Source organism: Affinundibacterium flavidum (genome assembly GCF_014284175.1).
In the GTDB taxonomy this organism is placed as follows: domain Bacteria; phylum Pseudomonadota; class Gammaproteobacteria; order Burkholderiales; family Burkholderiaceae_D; genus Undibacterium; species Undibacterium flavidum.
Genome location: NZ_JACOGA010000004.1, coordinates 204,362 through 226,134 on the forward strand (window position 1 = coordinate 204,362; position 21,773 = coordinate 226,134).

Here is a 21,773-nt window from a genome sequence, read left to right on the forward strand (position 1 = left end):
TTCACTCTATTTGAGTGTTGATATTCAATTCGAAAAAAGACCAAGCATCTGCGTCATCATTGGACTACTGATTCCTGACGCATCTAAAGTAAGCTGATCGGACAAAATATGGACACCATGAAATTTACACAGGTCTAAAAGTGGGGCGTAATCTTGATCGGTGCTTATCGCTCCCAGTAAATAATCCCCTGCCTCTAAATGGATGTGATCATCTTCCATCATAACGGGGCGCAAACCGAAATTACGCCATGCCCATTGCCGGGCATAACGTAAACCTGTTGAACTGGCCCGTACAAATTCAAAACGCAGCTTGCTCTCTTGCAGTAACAGTTTTTCAACTTGAAGTCGAGTTTCATGATCGAGGTCAGTGGCACTAGTATCCGAAGCAGCTACCAATACATATATCACTGGCAAATTGATGCGTTTTTTATTCTGAGCCAGAGAACTTGCGGTGTCATTGACATCTTGTGCGATGTGGATAGTTTCGTCGATTTCCGCAATATTTTTTACCGTCTTGTGCATTAAGGCATTGGCATTTTTCTGCGCTTGTTCTTCGATTACCTCCCAGTAGCGCATCGCGATTTGGGACGGCTGCCTTGTTTCGGCGACATATTTCTGCGCAGCGATGCTCAATTTTTTTCGCAGATGCTGATCTGAATAAATCTGTTCTAAAGCATCTTGCAACTCTTGCACATTAAATTGATCATTTAAACCAAATGCGAGCCTCTCTGGTATTTCAACCATCGTACCATGTTGGTTATAAATCAATGGCAAGCCATACGCCATGCTATCTATCACCGTCCCAGAAGTTTCGCCGCGCGACTGCGAGCGCAATTGAACTGCTGCATCAGCGGCTTGTAAGTAGCTTCGATAAAGTTCAATATCGGCAAAACCGGTAATCTGAATTCTCTGAGGAAATGGACTCGCATTCATCAGTGATTGAAATTCCTTACCGTAGTCAGCTTGGTCATTCTGTCCGACAAAAATCAGATAACAATTCTCTCTCTGTGATAGATCACTCGCATTCCATGCCTCTAACAACTCCTTATTCAATTTGCTGGGACCCGCCATGCCAAAACTGCAGACTAAAAAAGCGTCGTGGTCAAAACCTAAGCGGAGACGCGCTAGTGTCTTATCTATACGTGGCGGGAGTTCTCGCAAATGCGGAATAATATTCCATTGCGCCGCAACCTCGCTTCCCTGCCATTGCTTCGCTAATGCACACGAATACTCAGAATGCACGATGACACCATCTGCAGCTTGCGTCAGCGCCGGGCTACAAGGAAACCGCCGGATCAAATCCTGATGATTTACATCTTCACGTTGTGCCAACAAAGCTGGATATCCATGTGCTTTGTAGAGCATCCTCGTCCAGATTTGAGCCGCCATACCATTCATTTCCGCGTATGCGAGCGCATCTCCCAGAAAAAAATCATGCAAGACTATCGTGCCTGAAACCTTTTCAAATAAATCGTACATGTACAAATGTGCTGGCGAATTTCCAAAATGGTAAATCACTCGATCAAATTTACTTCGATGTTGCTCTAACCATTGTGCATCTTTGATTGGAAAGCCAGCCTGTAGCCAAGCATTATCGACCTGATCTTGCACCACAATGAGCGTCAGATCGTAATATTCCGCCAGCGCTGGAATTAATTCAGCACTGTAATCAGCGATTCCAGATGGCAGCGCAGGCAAAGGCGAAACATAGGCACAACGCAATTTTGTCGCCGGTGGAACTACCGGGCCACCTCGCAATAAAACTCGCTGAGATTCTTGCCCTCGCACATGCATATCCTCTAATGCCGCAATTGCCTTTTTCCCAGATGCGTCCCAAGAAAAATGTTTAGCCCGTTGTACACCATGTTCACTTAAAAATCTTATGAATGCCGGATCACTCAAAGCTTGTGCCATCTTACTTGTAATGGACGACATATTCCGCGGATCAAACAAAGCATCGTCGCAACCCAGCACTTCAGGCAAGCTACTACTATTCGCCGCAATCACCGCGGCGCCACAAGACATCGCTTCGAGCGCGGGCAATCCGAATCCCTCGTGCCACGAAGGAAACACAAACAATTTACATTCCTGATAGAGCAAGGGTAAATCGTGATCAGGAACAAATCCAGTCAAAATGAGATCTTGTTCTGTCAAACCATGCCTGTGTGCCAGCTTCATTAAGCGCTGGCGGTCATCCGCACGCACACTACATACGATCGCCAATTGATGTTGTTGCCGTATTTCGCTTGAAAGCGCGGCATAGGCAACAATCAGTCCATCGATGTTTTTACGTAAATCAATCCCCCCTGTGTACATCACATAGGGCTTTGACAAGCCATAGCGCTGGCGCATTGCCAACATGCTGGCATCACTGGCACTACGTAATTGAAATTGCGCATCGACTGCCGAAGATATGTTCACCACTTTTTCCGGTGCCAAATGCAAATATTCGATACCTTCCAGACGTGATGCTTCGGAAATCGCCAGCAGCAGGTTTGCGCGTTTGGCGTTCAACAATTTCCGATAGTACCAATTCTTAAATGGCAGATTCGTTAAGTATTGTTTTTCATAAACTAGCGGAATGAGATCATAGAGAGTGACCGCCGTTGGTAATAGATTTCCGTTCACCCCAATACTGGTGACAGCGTCATCGCCCGAACCTTCAAATAAACTACTGACGTGAACTATGTCTGGGCGCAATTCCGCCAAGGCCTGTTCACGCACAAATTCAGCGGCACGACAACGCCACATATTTCCAGGCGATATTTCGGCAACGGGTTTGGCAGCCTGCCAAACATGAATATTTTTCGCTGGAATAGCATGTGCAAAAGCATCACGCAAATTGGCGATAGTTTCAGGAAATAATCCATTCAACAATAGGTGACAATCATGGCCACCTGCATTAGCTAACATCGCTTTCGCCAGCGAAAGGGAATATCGACCTATGCCCCGGTCACGGCTTCCGGTGGATTGGCAAGCTTGTAAATCTATTAGTAGGCGCATAAAGTTTTGTATTTCTTATTCTTTATTTCTTATTTTTAAGTGCTGCTTCCAACTCGGACAAAATTTGAATAGATGCTTCTGACATATTGGCTGTACGCTTCAATGCAACACTATCCTTTGCTGGTTTTTGCCTAAACTCAGACGCCTGTGGTTCAAAATTAAAAACATGACCACGTATCCTTTTTTTTATGCCCGGAAAATAATCTAAAACAAATGTTGCAGCCGATACGATCCACCGATACTGATTTAGATAGCGCAAGACACGGATCATTGATTTTTTTGGCGAACCAATCGAGTAAATCAAGAATTTCAAGCCAGCCATGAAAAAACGTAGAGGAGCAGTGATTCGCCATGAAGTGCTGCGATAAACCGCATCAAGTTCTTCTCGCAATTGCTGTTCGCTCATGGTAGTTAAGGTAATAAAAGTGTAAGGGCGCTAGTATAAACCATACTGCTTGATTTGCTTTGGCTCGATCCGTATGACTTTGTCTGAAAGTATGTGCTAATCTCACTCTATAATTTAGACATTCAAACAATTGCTAACATTTCCCTACAAATCATGACAAAAATCATCTCAGCTAATCTGAATGGCATACGCTCTGCCGCAAAAAAAGGCTTTTTCGACTGGATGAAGCTAGAAATGCCGGATTTCTTGTGCGTGCAAGAATTAAAAGCACAAGCTGACGATATGACGGAAGACTTCTTGCAGCCACATGGCTATCATGGTCATTTTCACTATGCAGAAAAGAAAGGCTATTCGGGCGCTGGCGTGTATAGCAAAAAGAAACCCGATGCCGTTCATATCGGCTTTGGCAGCGAGGAATTTGATGCGGAAGGACGTTATGTGCGCTGTGATTTTGGCGACCTATCTGTCATCTCAGTGTACTGCCCGTCGGGCTCGTCTTCGCCAGAACGGCAAGAAGCTAAATTTCGCTTCATGGACGAATTTGCACCGCAATTAAAGAGTTTAATTAATGAAGGCCGAGAACTAGTCATTTGCGGCGACTGGAATATCGCCCACAAAGAAATCGATTTAAAAAATTGGAAGAGCAACCAGAAAAACTCAGGCTTTCTGCCAGAGGAACGTGCGTGGATGACGCATTTATTCGAAGAGATGGGCTGGGTCGATGTGTATCGCCGCCTGCATCCCGATACCACTGGCGAGGCTTACACCTGGTGGAGCAATCGCGGTCAGGCCTGGGCGAATAATGTCGGGTGGAGGATTGACTATCACGTGGCGACGCCAGGTATTGCGGCTAAAGCAAAATCTGCGTCGATTTATAAAGAGCAGCGTTTTAGCGATCATTCGCCTTTGATTATTAATTATTGATGATTACTTATTGAATATTGCACATCGCCGGGTGATTTACAGCACGCGACATAAAAAAGCTTGATGGAGAAATCTCGATCAAGCTTTTTTTAATTCTTATTTAGCTTTTCATTCCCACTGCTTATTTCACCTCAGGAACACCCTTCACATTACTGCGATACGGTGGCAAGGTCGACAAATCTACATCTTTCGCTTTTGCATACAAAGGCATTACTTCCGGGAAGTGCTTGCGAATTTCATTGATCCTGTCTGTACCAGCCGGATGTGTCGATAACCACTTCGGTGGCGCTTTCTTATTCACGATGCCCATTTTCTGCCATAGAGCGACGCCAGCACGAGGATCGTAACCAGCCCGGGCGGCGATATCGAGACCGACAATGTCAGCTTCGGTCTCATCATCGCGCGAAAACTTTAACATAGATAAATTTGCCACCACACCGCCAGCTCCCGCGACAGCCTGACCGTTATAGCCTTTGTATTCAGCAAACAAGGCTGCACCCTTGACCAGAATATTGGTGGCAAGAGACTTACCAGCGCGCTCCGCGCCATGTTCGCGCAAAGCGTGGGCAATTTCATGTCCCATCACAATCGCGACTTCATCATCAGTTAGTTTTAAGGTATCGAGAATGCCGGTATAAAAGGCTATCTTGCCACCAGGCATACAGTAAGCATTGATTTGGGTAGAGCCTAACAAATTCACTTCCCACTTCCATTCTGCGGCACGATCATTCCACGGCAACGCAAACGGAATCAGTTTCTTAGCGATAGCGCGCAAACGGATGACCTGTGGGTGATTGTCTGGTGCTAATGCACGCTTTTGCTCCGCATCTTTCATGGTTTGCATGTATTGCGTGGCAGCCTGCTGATCTAAATTTCCACCGAGATTACCGAGCTTGCGCATCATCGACATTTTGCCGACTTTGACACCATCTTGCGGTTCATGGTCTTGCGCTGTGACTAAAGCTGGAACACAGCAGGCCGAACTAATGGCAAGTGCTAATAAAGATTTTTTCATCATGAGTGATCTCCATTTCTATCGCCGGAATGGTAACAGAACAGCATGTTCTTCACATCAACACCAAGGCAAACGAATGTTAATTATGAGAGACCTCTGCACAACTTACTGCGCGGCCGAATTTTGAATCTCCGAATTTGCAAATGCGTCGCTGTGCTCTAGCACAGGTCCGCTCCTCAATTCAAACTTCGACCGCTCGCGACTTTGTGCAGAGGTATCTATGAAGGGCTATAAAGCTAATCCGTTTGCAGTGGTCTTCTGATCGCCATTCCAAGGTGCTACTTTAAATAAAAGCAACATACCAGGAATCGCCAAGGCAAAGCAAATCAAGAAGAAATTAAACCATCCGGTACTCGCCACAATATAACCAATCAAAGCGGTAGTAAAGGTGCGTGGTACGGCAGCCAGGCTCGTGAAGAGCGCAAACTGAGTAGCGGTATAGCGTGGGTCGGTAGTGCGCGCAATATAGGCCACAAAGGCCGCAGTTCCCAAACCAACGCCAAAAGCTTCCGATGCCAGCACGATGCCCAGCATCAAGGGATCTGGCCCCATCTGCGCCAGAATAGCAAAGCCTAAAATACTCAAGGCTTGTGGTACGCCGAAGATCCAGAGCGCACGATTAATACCTAACTTGATCATCCAGACGCCGCCGACCACACCACCAGCAATACTGCCCCAAAATAAAGTCAGCTTAGCAATCGCGCCAATTTGGGTGAGCTGAAATCCAAGATCGAGAAAAAATTTGGTCGCCAGCGTTGCCGCCATCGTATCGCCGAGACGATACAAAAAGATGAAGGCTAAAATCCAAAATGCATTCAACCAACCCGAGCGCGTTACGAATTCACGGAAAGGCAACACAACCGCTTCTTCCAAGGTTTTGGGAGGTTCGCCATAGGTCTTAGGTTCTTGCACCAACAATGTACAAAACAGGCCGGGCAACATGAAGGCGGCGGTGATCCAAAATACCCACGTCCAAGAAATTAAATCCGCCAAAATCAAGGACAAAGCCCCCGGCACCAGACCAGCGACTTTATACGCATTAACTTTAACTGCCGCCCCTAAACCCTGTTCGTTATCGTCCAGAATTTCACGACTAAAAGCATCAATCACGATATCCTGACTTGCCGAAAAAAACGCGACTGCAATCGCCAGCGGAATCACCCAGGAAAATTGGGCGATGGGATCAAGCATCCCCATAGCGCCTACACACAAAAACAGGGCGACCTGAGTAAATGCCATCCAACCACGACGCCGTCCGAGTGAACCGAAACTGAATCTATCCATCAGAGGCGACCAGATGAATTTCCACGGATAGGGAAACATCACCAGCGTAAACAAGCCCAACTTTTTAATATCGATACCGGACTTCGCCAGCCACGCCTGCACCAGATTGATCAGAATGAATAAAGGTAAACCTGAACTGAATCCCAGAAAAACCAAGATTAACATGCGTTTATTCAAATAGGTTTGCCACTTATTCACGGCAAGTGCAGTTTGTTTTTGATCGGGTATTTGATCGGGCTTCTGATCGGAACTGGAATCGTGATCGCTCATTTCTTATGTTCTCTTCTTGAGACGGAAAACCGCAAGACTACCACGCAAATTAGGTAGCCAGTGTATCTGTTTACCCTCATGTAGCGCGACGCATTCCATCACTTGCAAACCGACGTCATCCGCCAGATCAGCAAAATCATAAATTGTCGCGCAACGCACGTTGGGCGTGTCGTACCACTCGAATGGCAGCGACTTAGATACCGGCATTTTTCCTTGCAATAAGGCGGTACGATGCGGCCAGTAACCGAAGTTAGGGAAAGACACGATGGCTTCATTGCCGACGCGGGCGATGTCGCGTAATAGCGGTTCTACATGCTTCATCATTTGTAGCGAAGATAAACACAAAACGGTATCGAAAGCATGTTCGCCAAACATACTCAGACCATTTTCCATATCTTGTTGAATCACATTGATGCCACGTTTTGCGCATTCCAAGACTTTGTCATCGGCGATCTCGATGCCATAGCCACTGCATTGTTTATCGGTGCGCAGATAGTCGAGCATGACGCCATCGCCACATCCGACATCCAGTACGTGCGAGCTAGGTTTGATCCAATCAGCGATGAAAGCCAGATCGGGGCGAAGCAGTTTTAATTCTTGACCATTCATGCGAACTCCTGCGCGATGCGATTGTAGTAAGCAGCCACGAAATTGAGATAACGCGCGTCATCCAACAGAAAGGCATCGTGTCCATGCGGGGCGTCGATTTCGGCGTAGCTGACTGTGCGTTTATTGTCGACCAAGGCTTTGACGATCTCGCGGCTGCGCTCCGGCGAAAAGCGCCAGTCGGTGGTAAACGAAGCAAGTAAAAATTGTGCTTTAGTACCCGCTAAAGCTTTACTTAAATCACCGCCATGTTCACGCGCCGGATCAAAATAATCGAGCGCTTTGGTAATCAGCAAATAGGTATTCGCGTCAAAATAATCGGAGAATTTATCGCCTTGATAGCGCAGGTAGGATTCAATTTCAAATTCCACGCCATAGCCAAATTGATAGTCGGCAGTTTTCAGTTCACGTCCAAATTTTTCTGCCATATCGTCGTTCGACAGATAGGTGATGTGGCCTATCATGCGCGCGACGCGCAGACCATTTCTGGGCACGACTTTGTGCGCATAAAAATCACCGCCGTGAAAATCAGGATCAGTCAAAATCGCCTGACGCGCAACGTCATTAAATGCAATATTCTGTGTTGAGAGTTTGGGCGTAGAAGCAATCACCACACAATGGCGCAAACGCTCAGGGAATAAAATACTCCATGCCAGAGCTTGCATGCCACCGAGCGAACCGCCCATCACCGCAGCAAATTGGGTGATACCCAATTCATCGGCGACCCGCGCCTGCGCACGTACCCAATCCTCTACCGTGACGACCGGAAAATCTGCGCCGTACTGTTTGCCCGTCGCAGGATTGATATGCATAGGGCCGGTAGAGCCAAAACAAGAACCTAAATTATTAACGCCAATGACAAAAAATTTATTCGTGTCTAGCGGTTTGCCGGGGCCGACCATGTTATCCCACCAACCGACGTTTTTCGGCTGATCGGCATAATAACCGGCGACATGATGCGAGGCATTTAAGGCGTGACAAACCAGTACGGCATTTGACTTATCGGCGTTCAGTGTGCCGTAAGTTTCGACCATTAAGGTGTAGTCGGCAATACTGGCACCGCTTTGCAATGGCAAAGGATCACTGAAGCGATACGCTTGTGGCGTGACGATTCCAACGGATGACATAGATTTTCCCTTGAGACTACGAAGGTCTCATTTTAAAAAACAAATTTTAAAAGGGGCTAAAAGAGAGGGGCTGAATGAGGAGAGAGGTACTGCGGCATTCAAGCTCGCTTTAGCCGTATTTATTTGTTCAAATCCCTTTTCAGACATTCAAACTGCGCCCGCAAGCTGATTTCAAATCGGCGCAATGTGCGAAGAATAGCGAAGTCTGGGCTTAGCGTCAAATTTGCCCAGATTTTCGATACTTTTTAAATAACTTCCATCAATATTAATAGATCAATCTTCAAGTTTCGATTAGATTTGCCACGAGAACTTGGTGAACAATTCACTTTGCTTACGCTGCGCTACAAATCCGGGGGTTTCTGACTTAGTCATCGTCCAACCCAAATACACAGCGCTACCGACGCTTGCACGATGAGTGTAGACCAAGGAATTCACGCTCCGGCTACTATCGGGTGCGACCACGATAGTGTACGCCTGTGGATCGCGCTTAGTCCGCGCATCTTGCAAAATCATGCGTATCGTATCTTTGGGGCTCAAATGCAAGATGCTATTGATTTGCAATGCCGTCTCCGAGTAGGCGCGACCCTGACTTCCTGAATCGCCACGCCCATTAATCCAATTAGTCGCAAAACTAGGTTCCACTTCAAGGCGATCCAGCGGGCGCAATTTTGCGCTCATAGAATACGAACCACCACGTCCCAAACGATTAGCCAAAATATCGATCACATCACCAACACTAAAATCAGCCGAGATTCGCGCCACTTGCTTACCTGGACTGGCTGCAAGCCCCCAAGCGAAACGGCCGATAGAAAACAATTCCCCTTGCTGATTCACGCGACTACGCACAGTCGGACTAATGTTCAGATATGCTGAGCTATCATACGGACCCGCAACCCGGACACCTGGGCTGAGAATTTTTGACAGAATATTGCCGTCGCTATCCACTTTGTATTCTGCAGAGACATAGGCATTCACTTCATGCAATTCACCCATACGACCGAATTTTTTGGTGATATCAGAGTTCACGCTACGGAAACCAACTTGCGAGAAAAAACCATTATCAGCACGAAAATCTTTACTAAAATCACGCACGCTGACTGACATACCGTAGTCGTCATTACCACGCGACCAATCAAAATAGGCCGCATGTCCAGTGGTGACATCGCCGCGCGCAATGTTTCCTTTACTATCTAATTGCGCATTCGTCGAACTCATCAAAAGCTGACCGCGCATCAATTGATTTTTATCGACTTGCCAGACAAAATCCGGCCCAGCGACGCGATTGTAGCCTTGCCCATCGGCATATTGTCGATCAGTCGCAATCGCACCCAATGACATTGAGCCCAAACGAAAATTGGCTCTGGCATCGGTCGCGGTCGAAGCAACGGTGCTATTCGCATACCCGGTGTAGTAAGTATGCGGCACCATCACCAATGCACCAGCCGTATCGCGGCTAGTGAGAATACTAAAATCTTTATCGGCGTCACGTTGGGTATAACGTAGACCTACATCAGGGTTCGCAATCGTGCGCGTGCTGATTGCATTCAAGGGCGTACGGAATATGTCCGCACCTTCCAGAAAGAATGGGCGCTTTTCCTGTACAAAAATACCAAAACGGGTATTGCCGGACAACTGCGGAGAATCTAATTCAATTTGGGAAAAATCAGGATTCAAGGTCGCATCAAGTGTGATTGCAGATGTGGGTCTGAACTTGAAATCAACGCTCAGATCACTAGATGAACTGGACAAAGTAGGCTTACCCTCGGTCTGATCTTTATTACGACGTCCAACCAATTGTGGCGTGACGTTCCAGTTCATGCCAGAAGGAAGATCTTGCATACCTTCGATAGGATGAGAAAAACATAAATTGCAACTAGTCGCTCGCGTCACCGCACCGCTATACATGCGATAGCGTTGATCGCGCGTCATATTGCGCAAGACCAAAAGACTCCAGGGTGTCGTTGAATGTTTGTCGTAAGCGATCGACGAGAAAGGGATTTTATATTCAGCGCTCCAGCCACCGTCAAAACGTGCTGTACTCACAGAGAACTCGTAATCCGGCGCAGTATCATCGCCGCTAGTATCGCTGTAGATGCCATCCATCACCGCACCACGTGCATTCACATAAAACACTTGTGCTGCTTTGTGACCGCTACTCGGATCGATGTATAAAGTAAAAAAATCTTGGTCGATACTGATCTTATCCCTGCGCGCAAATGAGTCACGAATTTGATTCGACTCATTATCAAAACCCGTTACGCCGACATATAAAAATTTATCGTCATATAGAACTCTGACTTCAGTACGCAAATGCGCTGCGACGCCATCAAAAGGTTGAGTTTGAAAGAATTCTGTATGCGGCGTTACTTGTTTCCACACTGCTTCATCCAATTTGCCATCCAACTTGATCGCTTCTTTTTTCTGTAATTGGTGTGCCTGAAATCCTGCCTGGGCAACGCCAGAAAAAAGCAAAGTGCTAACAAGAATGGAGAGGGAAACTTTCATAGGCAATCAAAGTGAGTATTTTGGAAAACTAGTATTTTAACAAGTTTTCATAGAGGAAACTTAGAGCATGAAGCACTCATTTAGTTCAACTTATGTTCAGCCTAAGTTCAAACCTCGCTCAAACAGATTCTTCTAAACCATGTGACTGCTCACAGGTTGATTGGATAAGAAAGCGATACACTTCTTAAGAACGAATGAACATGCAAATGCCAGATAAAAAAAAGACTGCCGAAGCAGTCTTTTTTGTGAGGCAATTCTAAACAGTGATGATTAGAATGCGTGCAACAAACCCACTGTTGTACGAGTTGCTGTCTTGTTGCCAGCGCCGATGAACAAGCCCAATTCTTGATCTTTAGCAGCTGTAGTGCCAGCTTTAGCGTAAGAGAAAGAACCGTAGAATGCTGTACGTTTGCTCAAAGCATATTTAGCAACGCCAACGTATTGGTCTGCTTTTGCTTTCATGTCGCCAGAACGACGGTTAGCGTAGTAAGCTGCTGTCAAAGTTGTTTGTGGAGTCAACATGTAATCAACACCAGCGCCGAATACACTGATAGTGCGGCCTGTTGTGTTCAAATCGTTTTCAGCGTAAGTTACTTTTACTGTGAATTCGTCATTAACTACGAACTTCGCACCACCTGTGTAAACGCGCAATGTAGAGCTGTTTGTCGCGTCTTTCATTTGGCCGTAAGAGAATACTGCTGTCAAACCATTTTGGCTGAAACCAGCAGAAGCGCCTGCATAGCTACTTGCAGATGCGTCACCAGCTTTTTCACCGAAACCGTACATCGCGCCGAAATTGATTCCGCCCAATACTGATGGCAATGCGTATTTCACTGAATTGTTTTGACGTGTAGCAGAGCTAAAACCGTTGCTAGTGCCATGAGTGCCGTACAAAGTTGCGTTGTTCAAACCGCCCAAAACGATATTTGGGTTAGTACCAACGTGCGCTACGTTCAATGGATCAACTTGAACCAAAGTATCATACGCCAAGTTAGTTTGACGACCCATGTTCAATGTACCGAAGTCACCAGAAACACCAACAGTGGCGATACGGTCAAACAAAGAACCTGCTGTACCTGTATCAACGCTCAAAGAGCTTTCTAATTGGAAGTTTGCTTTCAAGCCACTGCCTAAATCTTCAGAACCTTTCAGGCCCCAACGGGAAGATGACAAGTTGCTGTTATCCAAAGATAATTTTTTGCCGCCAATCGCTGTTTGGTTAGTTGTGTAAGATGTAGATGCATCCACGATACCGTACAAAACAACAGAAGATTGAGCAGAAGCAACGGATGCAAATGCACCCAAAACTGCGAAAGCGATAAGTGATTTTTTCATTGAAAAACTCTCCAAAGGTTAATAAATTTTTTAGCCTGATACCGAACTCTGTCCTACTACGCAACTAAAGAATTTGGTATCAAACGAAAATTTTTGTCTCTTGTTAGCACCATGTTATAAAAACATGGCTACTTTTGCCTCGTATACTAAGTGGCATTTGAACAAAATGCGCTATTTTGGGCAAAGAGAATTGCGCTATTATAGAACATATTCAAGATTTATGTGGCATTGCAACAACAAAGCCCAAATTTCATTCAAAATAGCTGTCACAAGTATAATTTTTCTGTTAACACCAGTTTTGTCTTAGCGCAAACTTCCGAGCGCTATTCCCACTTTATTATCAGCAGTGATTGCGCTTAATCGCATTACAATTAATGCTTTTCCAGCATATACAAATCTGCCATGTTTCTGCCATCAATAGACCGCGCCATTATCAACTTTGACCGCGCATTGCGCGTCATTTCTGGGCATGCAAAAGCATCGCGCCCCAATCCTGCAAAAAACTGCCAAGATCAAATACTTTCCGAAACCGAGCAACAACATAGCGCAGGATTAATGCGAGTCAACCATGTAGGGGAAATTTGCGCGCAGGCTTTGTATGATTCACAAGCGGTGTTTTCCAAATCAAGCGAAGTCAAACAGCAATTCGCACGTTCCAGCATAGAAGAAGAAGATCATTTGGCATGGACCGCAGAGCGTCTGCAACAACTCAATTCGCATACGAGTGTCTTTAATCCACTGTGGTATGCCGGCGCCTATGCCTGCGGCTTAATTGCGGGTCGCTGTGGTGATGCGATCAGCTTGGGCTTTGTGGTGGAAACCGAAAAACAAGTCGAGGCGCATCTCGCCAGTCATTTGGAAAAACTTCCACCACAGGATGAAAAGTCACGCGCTATCGTTGAGCAGATGCGCGTCGACGAAATTGCACACGGTGCCGCGGCTGATTCTTTAGGTGCGGTTGAGTTGCCGCTCCCTGTGAAAGTCTTAATGCAGGGAATGGCGAAAGTCATGACGACGACCGCCTATCACCTGTAGTCGCGACCCATTGGCACGACCTACAGTCGCAGACTGAAGTCCACTAGCACTTTTCCAACTTAGCAATACTCAGGTCTAGCAGTTTCATTCCAAATTTGCCAAAATTAATATGGGCACGGGCATTTGTCCCGCTGCCTTCAATATTCACAATCACACCTTCACCGAATTTTGCATGTGCGACATTTTGACCTATGCGCCAGCTGTTTCCATGATTGGCCTGAGTCTTTTGAAAGCTTTGTGCAATGAGGTTCGCGCCTGATTCTGGCGCCTCATCCCATGCTGATTTTGGACGCGCAAACCAGCTCGGTTGTATCTTCGGCGATAACCACTTCAGCGACTCTTCTGGCATTTCATCAAAGAAGCGTGAACGCATGTTGTAACGCGTCTGACCATGCAACATACGCGTTTGTGAAAAGGTCATATACAGACGTTGGCGGGCACGGGTAATCGCCACATACATCAAACGACGTTCTTCTTCCACACCCGATTCTTCCTGGCTACTATTTTCGTGCGGGAATAATCCCTCTTCCAAGCCGCCGATAAATACCGCATCAAATTCCAAACCTTTAGCGGCATGCACCGTCATCAATTGCAGCGCGTCTTGTCCGACCTGTGCCTGATTATCGCCCGCTTCTAACGAGGCATGTGACAAGAAAGCAGAGAGCGGTGACATCACGGTAGGCAAGGCAGCATCTGCATCAATAATCTCTACGCCATCGGCATTCGCAAGCAAACTGCTCGCAGGTCGTGACGCAGGACCTGCTAGTGCAGGCGCATCGTGTCCAAAGCCTTCTTCGGAGACAAATAAAGTCGCCGCGTTCACCAACTGCTCTAAGTTTTCTATGCGGTCTGCGCCTTCTTTTTCGGTTTGATAATGGGTCAGCAAAGTACTCAGATCGAGCACCACTTGTACCATTTCTGGCAAAGGCAAATTCTGCGTTTCAAAGCGCGCGCCTTCGATCAATTTTACAAAACCACCTAGCGAAGAACCCGCTTTACCCGATACATAGGGCACCGCCGCATACAAAGAAATATTGTATTGTTTTGCCGCATCTTGTAGCTGCTCTATCGAACGCGCACCGATGCCACGCGTAGGGAAATTCACTACCCGCATAAATGCGGAATCATTATGTGGATTGTCCATCAACTGCAAATAAGCAATCGCATGTTTGACTTCGGCGCGGTCGAAGTAACGCTGGCCGCCGTACACGCGATATGGCACATTTGCCGAAAATAAAGCATGTTCGATCACACGCGATTGTGCATTTGAGCGATATAAAATCGCAATCTGACTGCGCTCAAAACCGTCGCGTATCAGATTTTTTGCTTCTTCGGTAATCCATTGCGCTTCTTGAATATCGCTGCTGGCTTCAAAAATTCTGACGAGTTCGCCGTGCCCGGCGTCGGTGCGTAAATTCTTGCCTAGACGTTTGCTATTGTGTTCAATCAGGGCATTCGCAGTGTCCAGAATATGACCATGTGAGCGATAGTTTTGCTCCAGCTTGATGAGATTTTCGACCTTAAATTCTTTTTCAAATGCGGCCATATTCCCCACATTCGCGCCACGGAAAGCATAAATACTTTGATCGTCATCACCGACCGCAAATACGGCACCATGCGTGCCCGCCATCAGCTTTAGCCATTTGTATTGCAGGTCATTGGTGTCTTGAAACTCATCAACCAGTATGTGTTTAAAACGCGCCTGATAATGTTCACGCAAGGGTTGATTCCGACTCAGTAACTCATAAGTGCGCAATAAGAGTTCGGCAAAATCGACCACGCCTTCACGCTGACATTGCAAATCGTAAAGGTCGTACAGCGCTACCATCTTGCGATTGAAATCATCGTAGGCATCGACCTGCGCTGCCCGTAGACCTTGGTCTTTGGCACTATTGATGAAGTACATCAGAGTCTTAGGTGGAAATTTTTCGTCATCAATATTATTCGCTTTTAGTAAGCGTTTGATGAAAGATAGCTGATCGCCGGAATCCAAAATCTGAAAAGTCTGTGGCAAACCCGCATCGCGGTGATGCGCACGCAGCAAACGATTACATAAGCCGTGGAAAGTGCCTATCCACATCCCGCGCGTATTGATCGGCAACATCGCCGATAAACGCGTCAGCATTTCTTTGGCTGATTTATTGGTAAATGTCACCGCTAGCACGCCATTCGGCGACACTTGCCCCGTTTGGATTAACCAAGCAATACGCGTCGTCAAAACACGGGTTTTACCAGAACCTGCACCTGCCAGAATGAGGGCAGATTGGGAGGGAAGCGTAACAGCGGCGAGCTGTTCGGGATTGAGGTTATGTAAGAGATTTTGCATCCCGACATTATACGGGAGTGTCGGCAGGCATCATCAAAAAAGACTGGTTTTTTATACAGCTTGTTTCTTCGCTTCGTCGTAAGTGCGTAGCCATGTTAATTGCAATACTCGCGCATCGCTGCTGGCCCGATGTCTGGCGACGCATAGCTCTTTCATGATTTGATCTTTGGTCGCATCCCAATTCGGCAATTGATCATCTTCGATTATTTCAAATAAGTCTATTAATTTGAATTTCGGTGTAATTTGTGCAGAATCAAATAAGCGCGCCATCCAGACATAGTCCTGGCCCCAGCCGTCGGTATACACAGTGCGACCACCCAAAAAGAAATTGAGTTGCTCCGCTACAAACAGCGCTGTATTGCCGCGTTCAATTAATATTTCACGGGCAATCCCATGCAAGCGAGCGGCATCTAGGTCCCAATGCGTCCAATCATCCTCAGGCCGGATCAACGAGCACCAGCCTTCGCCGTGACGGCCGGAAAATCCAACCTCAATCGGATAGCTGCCTTGTCCAAAACCAGATGCTTCGAAATCTATAATGATGGGCACGGTCATCATCGCCAACTCCTGAAAATGGAATCCCATGTCTCGACAGGGAAAGGGGAATTCCATTGTGCCTTAATTGTTCGACAAAGCAAGATTTGCTGCGATCTTTACGCCAGAACAGGCGCTGGGCGTGGTTTTTAGTGCACGTCTTAAATTTGACTTAAGGTCTCTAACTAAGATAGCTAACGTTGATTTGACGGGGTCGCCGCCAAGTTCACAAATATCAATAAAGACATCATTGGCGACTCCTCGTCGAAAATTTTGTTATGCATTCAAAGAGCATTCACCATTTCACTTGCTTTTCACAGCCTCTATATTAGAAACAACATAGACCGCAGCTGCATGTCTGCCATCACGTAGCGAAACTACTCTTTTCAATTCTGGGAGTGAAGCTTCTCCAAAAAATACTAAAGCTTTTTCCGCTCCATATTTAGTAACATCGTCGTCACCGAGTAGATTAATAAGTACTGGAATATCACTTTCGGATATTTTTTTTAGAACGGCTGGCATCGTTTCATCAGTAATCGCTCGGCACATACAATGCACACTAAAGTGAAGATTTGATTTGATCAATTTGCGAATAACATCTTCTCTCAATTCATTCGCAAAAGATATCTGAGCAATGAAAGATCCCAGTACAAAAGTGATTAAGGAAAGTTTAAATTTCATAATGCATAACTAAGGTAAGTAACGCGCACCATGTTCGCGTTGTCGCTTGAGCGTCTTGGTTGCGACGAAAATCTCGCGCAAGAAAAAAATGAAACTGCCAATCAAAGCGAAGACTGCGCCAACAAACAATGCCGCAATGATTTTGTCTAAATGCAGATCTAATGCATCGCCAAGAAATAGAGCCGCGATGACCAAACACACGAACAAAGCGCAAGTAGAACTCAAAGTGATTGCCCGATTGATTAAATGCGAACGCTGATACAACTCGTCGAGTTCTATCCGCATATTCGGCGTTAAACCTTCTGCGCCTTGAATAGTAACGATTTCTTCTAATACTCTGGAACGATCAATAATGCGCGCCAGCCGATTCGTTAATACCGTCAGATTGGTGCCAACGCCGGTTAGCAAAAACACGGGGGCGATTGCCAATTGAATAATTTGACCGATATTCCCTAGATGTAAATTGATCACGATAGTCTCTGTGCAAGATGGGATGCGATATTTTAACAGGCATACAGCAAAGTAAGTCGCAGCCACCCTATTTATGCGCGACAGTATTCGATAACACCAATGTTAGTTCGCGCCAATATGGCGAGGCTCACGTCAAATTTAGACGCTTCGTCGCATTTCTATCGCCATCGCCATTATGCCAAGGCAAAGTAGCGTCATTCAACTAATTCAGGAGAAAAAGCATGATGCAAATATTCACACACACACCAGTTTGGGTTTGGTTACTGTTAGCTGGACTATGCCTGCTGGGATACAGCCAAACCAAAACCCGCCAAGTTACATTGCAGCGTGTACTAATAATGCCCCTGGTGATGCTACTCTTATCGCTCAGGAGTATGCATAGTGGGATTGGTGCCGACCCTTTCATTCTGGGTGCGTGGGCTATTACGGTGGCGTTGAGCGGCCTACTTTTTGTACGTCGGCCTCTGTCGAATCAACATCACTATGATCACACAACTCAGCGCTTTACCATTGCGGGAAGTTGGTTGCCAATGTTCTTAATACTCGCCATGTTTATCGCCCAATATGCCTTGAATGTCAGCTTAGCAATACGCCCAGAATTAGCACAGCATGCCAAGTTCACACTCGGCTTTGCGATTCTTTTTGGGATTTTTAACGGCGCTTTTTTAGCCCGTCCCATCAAATTAATCCGATTGAAAAACCAATCTCAAGAACAACTTGCTCAGGCAACTCAAGCAGCCTAGGTCGGTCAAATCCCAACAATAGCGGTTTGATGCTCAAGGAAATACTGAATTGCCTGCTCAGCAGGCAAAGCTTTCGAAAAGTAATAGCCCTGACATAAATCACATCCAGCCGCTTGCAAAACTTTGAGCTCTTCTTCGGTCTCTACACCCTCTGCCACGACGGTGAGGTTCATTGCAGCAGCGAGCGCGACGATGCTATTGATAATCGGATTTTCTTGCTGATTGCCGCGACTACCTTTCACGAAGGTGCGATCAATCTTGAGTACATCTAAAGTCAGTTGATGTAAATAATTCAGTGAAGAATAACCAGTACCAAAATCATCTAACAAAACACGTATATGATGTTTTTGCAAAATCTGAATATTGTTTTGCGCGATCGCAAATTTATCAATCACCGCGCGTTCGGTGATTTCTATCCCTAGCGTATTCGGTGGAATCTCAAACTCTTCCAACAAACTCAGCACGGTATTGATAAATTCCGGGCTGGCAAAATGCCGTCCCGAAATATTCACACTAACTTTAGGCGCAGTGCCAGTATTCGCACGCCAGATGCACATCTGCTGTAATGCCTGACGCAACACATAGCGATCTATTTTTTCGATTAATCGATGCTTCTCGGCATAGTCGATAAATTCATTCGGTGCGATCCACGAGCGTTCTGGATGTTGCCAGCGAATTAGCGCTTCAAATCCCACGGCAACACCGGTCGCGACATCAATCACAGGTTGATAGTGCAATTCAAATTGACGCTCCGCGAGCGCGGTACGGATTTCTTCACCTAGAACCAAGTCACGGACATTGGCACGATCAAGTTGCGGATCATAGAGTTGAAAATTTCCACGCCCTGCTGCTTTTGCCTGATACATCGCCGTATCGGCGCGACGGATTACTTCGGTTGCCGACATAGAGGTGTCGTGAATAAACGCAATGCCTATACTAGTCGAACACGTGATCAAAGCTTCATTGGCGTTGATCGGCTGCTGCAATGCCTGAATGATGCGCTCTGCGAGTTGAATCGCGGTCGCTTGGTGCTCGATATCTTCCAAAAATAAAGCAAATTCGTCACCACCCAAACGCGCTACCGTATCAAGCTGACGCGTCTGCTGAGTCAGCAAAGTCGCAAATTTATTGAGTAAGGCGTCACCTACCGCGTGTCCATACCGATCATTCACGGTCTTGAACAAATCGACGTCCATATACAGTACGGCACACAAACGATTTTCTTGTCGCTCTTGCTTCTTCAAGGCGTGCGACACTCGATCCAGAAACAAACTGCGATTGGCCAAACCGGTTAGAGGATCATGCAAGGCCAAATGCTGCAGTTTCTTTTCAGTGACTTTGCGTTTTAAGAGATTTGAGACATGACGCGAAACATAGCTGAGCAATTCGCGATCTTTCTCCAAATAAGAAACTAGGGGCGAATAAGTTTGCACTACCAATGCGCCCTTTAAGTCATCCCCCGCATGGATAGGCACACCTAACCACGATTCAGCGACCGTCCCCAGAATTTCAAAGTCACCACGACTCGCCCGCTCCAATACCTCTGCACGGCTTAACAGGAGCGAAGTATTGTTAAAAATCACCCAGGCCGACATGCCGCGCATTTCGATATCAACTGGTCCGATATCGGCCGCTAAATCGGGGTGCCGCTCGTCGATGAAATAGGGAAATTCTATACGCCGTGTTTCTTCGTTATAGACCGCTACAAAGAAAGATTTTGCGTATAAAAGTTCAGCAATCAGGTGGTGAATTTTTTCATAGACTTTGAAAAAATTTTCGTCTTCATAGGTCAATGCAGCGATGTTAAATAAAACGCTTTGTAATTTTTTCGCGTACTCCAACTCACTGATTGAAGACTCTAACTGATGGATCAGATTCGCCTGCGCTAACTTAGCGGCGACCATCGAGGTTACCGCGGTCAGAATCTTGATGTGCTCCGCGGTATAAAAATTCTTCGCCAGATTTTCACTATCAATCACGCCTATCAATTGATCCGAATGAATAATCGGAATCGCCAATTCAGAGCCTGCCTGCTGCATATCCATCACATAGCTTGGCTCGACACTGAGATCATTAATGACGATCGTCTCTCTGGCCTGCGCGGCGCGTCCGACGATGCCTTCGCCCAAACGCAAAGTCAGGGCATTGTTCACTGAACCTTGTTCAGAAATCTTATGTCCGAACGCCGATTGTTGAATCAAAGTTTGAGTCTGCACATCCCACAAATAGATCACACAATCATCAAAACCCATTTGCCCGACGACTTCGTTCGCGGTGTACCACAAGACTTCTTCACGCGTGCGCAAACGTAGCAAGGCAATTGCAAATTCGCTCAAAATATTCAGCAGAGAATTGCGTTCGCGCAGCGTCGCAATTTCCTGCTCAATATTGTGTTCGGTATTCACACTGGGCTGCGACTGATTCGGCATAGTGAGTAATGATATTCACAAAGTTAATAAGGTTATTTAGGACATAAACTAAGCAAAATAAAGCTTAGCATTTCTTGTTATTAGTGCAGGCATTCTACTCGTGGACAGCCAGAAAATAGATAAATTAGATTGCAAAACAACAAACCGCAACAAAGAAAAATGCGACACAAATCCTTGTCGAGAAATTGGATAGAAAATGTTAGGCAAAAAAATGCCATCACCTGATGACAAGCGCGATGCAAACCACCATAATTCTCGCTCCGGGCGTTTGTAAATTGAATGCTCACTTTTTCGATTCAATGCATGGCAATTGAATTTATTCTTGAAAGCTAATATGGTCTTATATGAAGTGAGTGTACAAATCCGGGCGGACTTAAGCGCTGCTTTTGAGGAATATATGCGGGTCAAACATATTCCTGAAATTTGGGCGACTAAATGTTTTCAACAAATACAGTTTGATAAAGTCGATGCGACGCAATACCGTACCTCGTATCAAGCCACCGATCTCGATAACTATCAACGCTACATCGATCAACATGCGACTGCCATGCGTGCTGACTTCATGCAGCACTTTCCTGAAGATTGTGCGGTCTCGCGACAAGTCTTGCACACGCAACAAATCTGGAAATAGCCGTTCTACCCGGTGCAGGTGGCAAATTTACGACACTAATCGCCATCGGCTGCTGGTAGCATTTTCCTTAGCTTTTCCACAAATTCGGCACTAAATTGGCACCAATGCAGTACTAAATCAGCATTAATGCAACGCTAATTCAGCACTAAATCGACGCCAACACGAAGCAAAACCAAAACTAAGCGCTCGCCACACGATACTGTCCCAGCGGGATTTGGCGCGCACTTTATTATCCTCTTCTCTCGTCTTTGCCCCTCAGGGCTATCAGCAAACGCTCGTTATTCCAGCAATAGTTTTCAGCTGTAGTTTTCAGCTGCGGTTTTCAAGCTTACTTTTCTACTTTAATCCTCAGTGAACTCTGCATTTCACTTTGCAGATCTTTGCCTCGCCAACGACAAGAACACACTTGCCAGTCATTCCTTCTTTGACGAAGATGTTTCGATATATA

17 protein-coding genes are annotated in these 21,773 nt (G+C 46.2%); 4 read left to right on the plus strand and 13 right to left on the minus strand.

Annotated elements, in window-relative coordinates; genetic code table 11:
* Positions 1–24: 24 nt before the first annotated feature.
* Together H8K55_RS05680 and H8K55_RS05685 are read right to left on the minus strand one after the other, a co-directional pair.
* Positions 25–3,003, minus strand: a complete 2,979-nt coding sequence (locus tag H8K55_RS05680; RefSeq protein WP_186941110.1) for a glycosyltransferase — start codon at positions 3,001–3,003, stop codon at positions 25–27.
* 22 nt (positions 3,004–3,025) lie between these two features.
* A complete protein-coding gene (locus H8K55_RS05685) occupies positions 3,026–3,409 on the minus strand; it encodes a hypothetical protein (protein ID WP_186941111.1) in 384 nt (127 codons plus the stop codon).
* A 153-nt stretch (positions 3,410–3,562) separates the two neighbouring features.
* On the opposite strand from H8K55_RS05685, the gene H8K55_RS05690 reads away from it, so the two are divergent.
* A complete protein-coding gene (locus tag H8K55_RS05690; RefSeq protein WP_186941112.1) occupies positions 3,563–4,333 on the plus strand; it encodes an exodeoxyribonuclease III in 771 nt (256 codons plus the stop codon).
* A 121-nt stretch (positions 4,334–4,454) separates the two neighbouring features.
* Here the strand turns inward: H8K55_RS05690 and H8K55_RS05695 are convergent, their stop codons facing one another.
* The 6 genes from H8K55_RS05695 to H8K55_RS05720 all read right to left on the minus strand — a co-directional run bounded on the left by H8K55_RS05695 (position 4,455) and on the right by H8K55_RS05720 (position 12,475).
* Complete coding sequence (locus tag H8K55_RS05695; RefSeq protein WP_186941113.1) at positions 4,455–5,351, minus strand: M48 family metallopeptidase; 897 nt, start codon at positions 5,349–5,351, stop codon at positions 4,455–4,457.
* 225 nt (positions 5,352–5,576) lie between these two features.
* Entirely contained in the window at positions 5,577–6,902 is a 1,326-nt protein-coding gene (locus H8K55_RS05700; RefSeq protein WP_408057952.1) for an AmpG family muropeptide MFS transporter, read from the minus strand.
* A gap of 3 nt (positions 6,903–6,905) precedes the next feature.
* The gene (metW, locus tag H8K55_RS05705; RefSeq protein WP_186941114.1) at positions 6,906–7,511 is read right to left on the minus strand and encodes a methionine biosynthesis protein MetW; all 606 of its coding nucleotides are present in this window, start codon (positions 7,509–7,511) and stop codon (positions 6,906–6,908) included.
* Positions 7,508–8,635 (minus strand): homoserine O-succinyltransferase MetX, encoded by a 1,128-nt coding sequence (gene metX / locus H8K55_RS05710; protein WP_186941115.1) that lies wholly within the window; start codon positions 8,633–8,635, stop codon positions 7,508–7,510. The genes metW and metX overlap by 4 nt, the downstream gene beginning before the upstream one ends.
* 291 nt (positions 8,636–8,926) lie before the next feature.
* Complete coding sequence (locus H8K55_RS05715; RefSeq protein ID WP_186941116.1) at positions 8,927–11,140, minus strand: carbohydrate binding family 9 domain-containing protein; 2,214 nt, start codon at positions 11,138–11,140, stop codon at positions 8,927–8,929.
* A gap of 270 nt (positions 11,141–11,410) precedes the next feature.
* A complete protein-coding gene (locus H8K55_RS05720) occupies positions 11,411–12,475 on the minus strand; it encodes a porin (protein WP_186941117.1) in 1,065 nt (354 codons plus the stop codon).
* Between the two features lie 402 nt (positions 12,476–12,877).
* On the opposite strand from H8K55_RS05720, the gene coq7 reads away from it, so the two are divergent.
* A complete protein-coding gene (coq7, locus tag H8K55_RS05725) occupies positions 12,878–13,510 on the plus strand; it encodes a 2-polyprenyl-3-methyl-6-methoxy-1,4-benzoquinone monooxygenase (protein WP_186941118.1) in 633 nt (210 codons plus the stop codon).
* Positions 13,511–13,553: 43 nt separating this feature from the next.
* On the opposite strand, the gene H8K55_RS05730 is transcribed toward coq7, so the two are convergent.
* From H8K55_RS05730 to H8K55_RS05745, 4 genes are all read right to left on the minus strand, one after another.
* Positions 13,554–15,836, minus strand: coding sequence for a UvrD-helicase domain-containing protein (locus tag H8K55_RS05730; RefSeq protein WP_186941119.1), 2,283 nt, complete (start codon positions 15,834–15,836; stop codon positions 13,554–13,556).
* Positions 15,837–15,887: 51 nt separating this feature from the next.
* Positions 15,888–16,394, minus strand: a complete 507-nt coding sequence (locus tag H8K55_RS05735; protein WP_230408493.1) for a 3'-5' exonuclease — start codon at positions 16,392–16,394, stop codon at positions 15,888–15,890.
* 279 nt (positions 16,395–16,673) lie between these two features.
* A complete protein-coding gene (locus tag H8K55_RS05740; protein WP_186941120.1) occupies positions 16,674–17,051 on the minus strand; it encodes a hypothetical protein in 378 nt (125 codons plus the stop codon).
* 9 nt (positions 17,052–17,060) lie between these two features.
* Positions 17,061–17,519 (minus strand): DUF2721 domain-containing protein, encoded by a 459-nt coding sequence (locus tag H8K55_RS05745; protein ID WP_186941206.1) that lies wholly within the window; start codon positions 17,517–17,519, stop codon positions 17,061–17,063.
* Positions 17,520–17,743: 224 nt separating this feature from the next.
* On the opposite strand from H8K55_RS05745, the gene H8K55_RS05750 reads away from it, so the two are divergent.
* Positions 17,744–18,265, plus strand: a complete 522-nt coding sequence (locus tag H8K55_RS05750; RefSeq protein WP_186941121.1) for a DUF6622 family protein — start codon at positions 17,744–17,746, stop codon at positions 18,263–18,265.
* A gap of 5 nt (positions 18,266–18,270) precedes the next feature.
* On the opposite strand, the gene H8K55_RS05755 is transcribed toward H8K55_RS05750, so the two are convergent.
* Positions 18,271–20,694, minus strand: coding sequence for an EAL domain-containing protein (locus tag H8K55_RS05755; protein WP_186941122.1), 2,424 nt, complete (start codon positions 20,692–20,694; stop codon positions 18,271–18,273).
* Positions 20,695–21,028: 334 nt separating this feature from the next.
* Between H8K55_RS05755 and H8K55_RS05760 the strand changes: the two genes are divergently transcribed.
* Positions 21,029–21,325: a DUF4286 family protein gene (locus H8K55_RS05760; protein WP_186941123.1), complete on the plus strand. Its 297-nt coding sequence runs from the start codon at positions 21,029–21,031 to the stop codon at positions 21,323–21,325.
* Positions 21,326–21,773 lie beyond the last annotated feature (448 nt).

Bases quoted from the DNA above. Each gene is read 5' to 3' on its own strand.
- H8K55_RS05750 (WP_186941121.1), top strand. From the start codon at position 17,744: ATGATGCAAATATTCACACACACACCAGTTTGGGTTTGGTTACTGTTA.
- H8K55_RS05740 (WP_186941120.1), bottom strand. From the start codon at position 17,051: ATGAAATTTAAACTTTCCTTAATCACTTTTGTACTGGGATCTTTCATT.
- H8K55_RS05715 (WP_186941116.1), bottom strand. From the start codon at position 11,140: ATGAAAGTTTCCCTCTCCATTCTTGTTAGCACTTTGCTTTTTTCTGGC.
- H8K55_RS05755 (WP_186941122.1), bottom strand. From the start codon at position 20,694: ATGCCGAATCAGTCGCAGCCCAGTGTGAATACCGAACACAATATTGAG.
- H8K55_RS05680 (WP_186941110.1), bottom strand. From the start codon at position 3,003: ATGCGCCTACTAATAGATTTACAAGCTTGCCAATCCACCGGAAGCCGT.
- H8K55_RS05760 (WP_186941123.1), top strand. From the start codon at position 21,029: ATGGTCTTATATGAAGTGAGTGTACAAATCCGGGCGGACTTAAGCGCT.
- metW (WP_186941114.1), bottom strand. From the start codon at position 7,511: ATGAATGGTCAAGAATTAAAACTGCTTCGCCCCGATCTGGCTTTCATC.
- metX (WP_186941115.1), bottom strand. From the start codon at position 8,635: ATGTCATCCGTTGGAATCGTCACGCCACAAGCGTATCGCTTCAGTGAT.
- H8K55_RS05685 (WP_186941111.1), bottom strand. From the start codon at position 3,409: ATGAGCGAACAGCAATTGCGAGAAGAACTTGATGCGGTTTATCGCAGC.
- H8K55_RS05730 (WP_186941119.1), bottom strand. From the start codon at position 15,836: ATGCAAAATCTCTTACATAACCTCAATCCCGAACAGCTCGCCGCTGTT.
- H8K55_RS05735 (WP_230408493.1), bottom strand. From the start codon at position 16,394: ATGATGACCGTGCCCATCATTATAGATTTCGAAGCATCTGGTTTTGGA.
- H8K55_RS05690 (WP_186941112.1), top strand. From the start codon at position 3,563: ATGACAAAAATCATCTCAGCTAATCTGAATGGCATACGCTCTGCCGCA.
- H8K55_RS05720 (WP_186941117.1), bottom strand. From the start codon at position 12,475: ATGAAAAAATCACTTATCGCTTTCGCAGTTTTGGGTGCATTTGCATCC.
- coq7 (WP_186941118.1), top strand. From the start codon at position 12,878: ATGTTTCTGCCATCAATAGACCGCGCCATTATCAACTTTGACCGCGCA.
- H8K55_RS05700 (WP_408057952.1), bottom strand. From the start codon at position 6,902: ATGAGCGATCACGATTCCAGTTCCGATCAGAAGCCCGATCAAATACCC.
- H8K55_RS05695 (WP_186941113.1), bottom strand. From the start codon at position 5,351: ATGATGAAAAAATCTTTATTAGCACTTGCCATTAGTTCGGCCTGCTGT.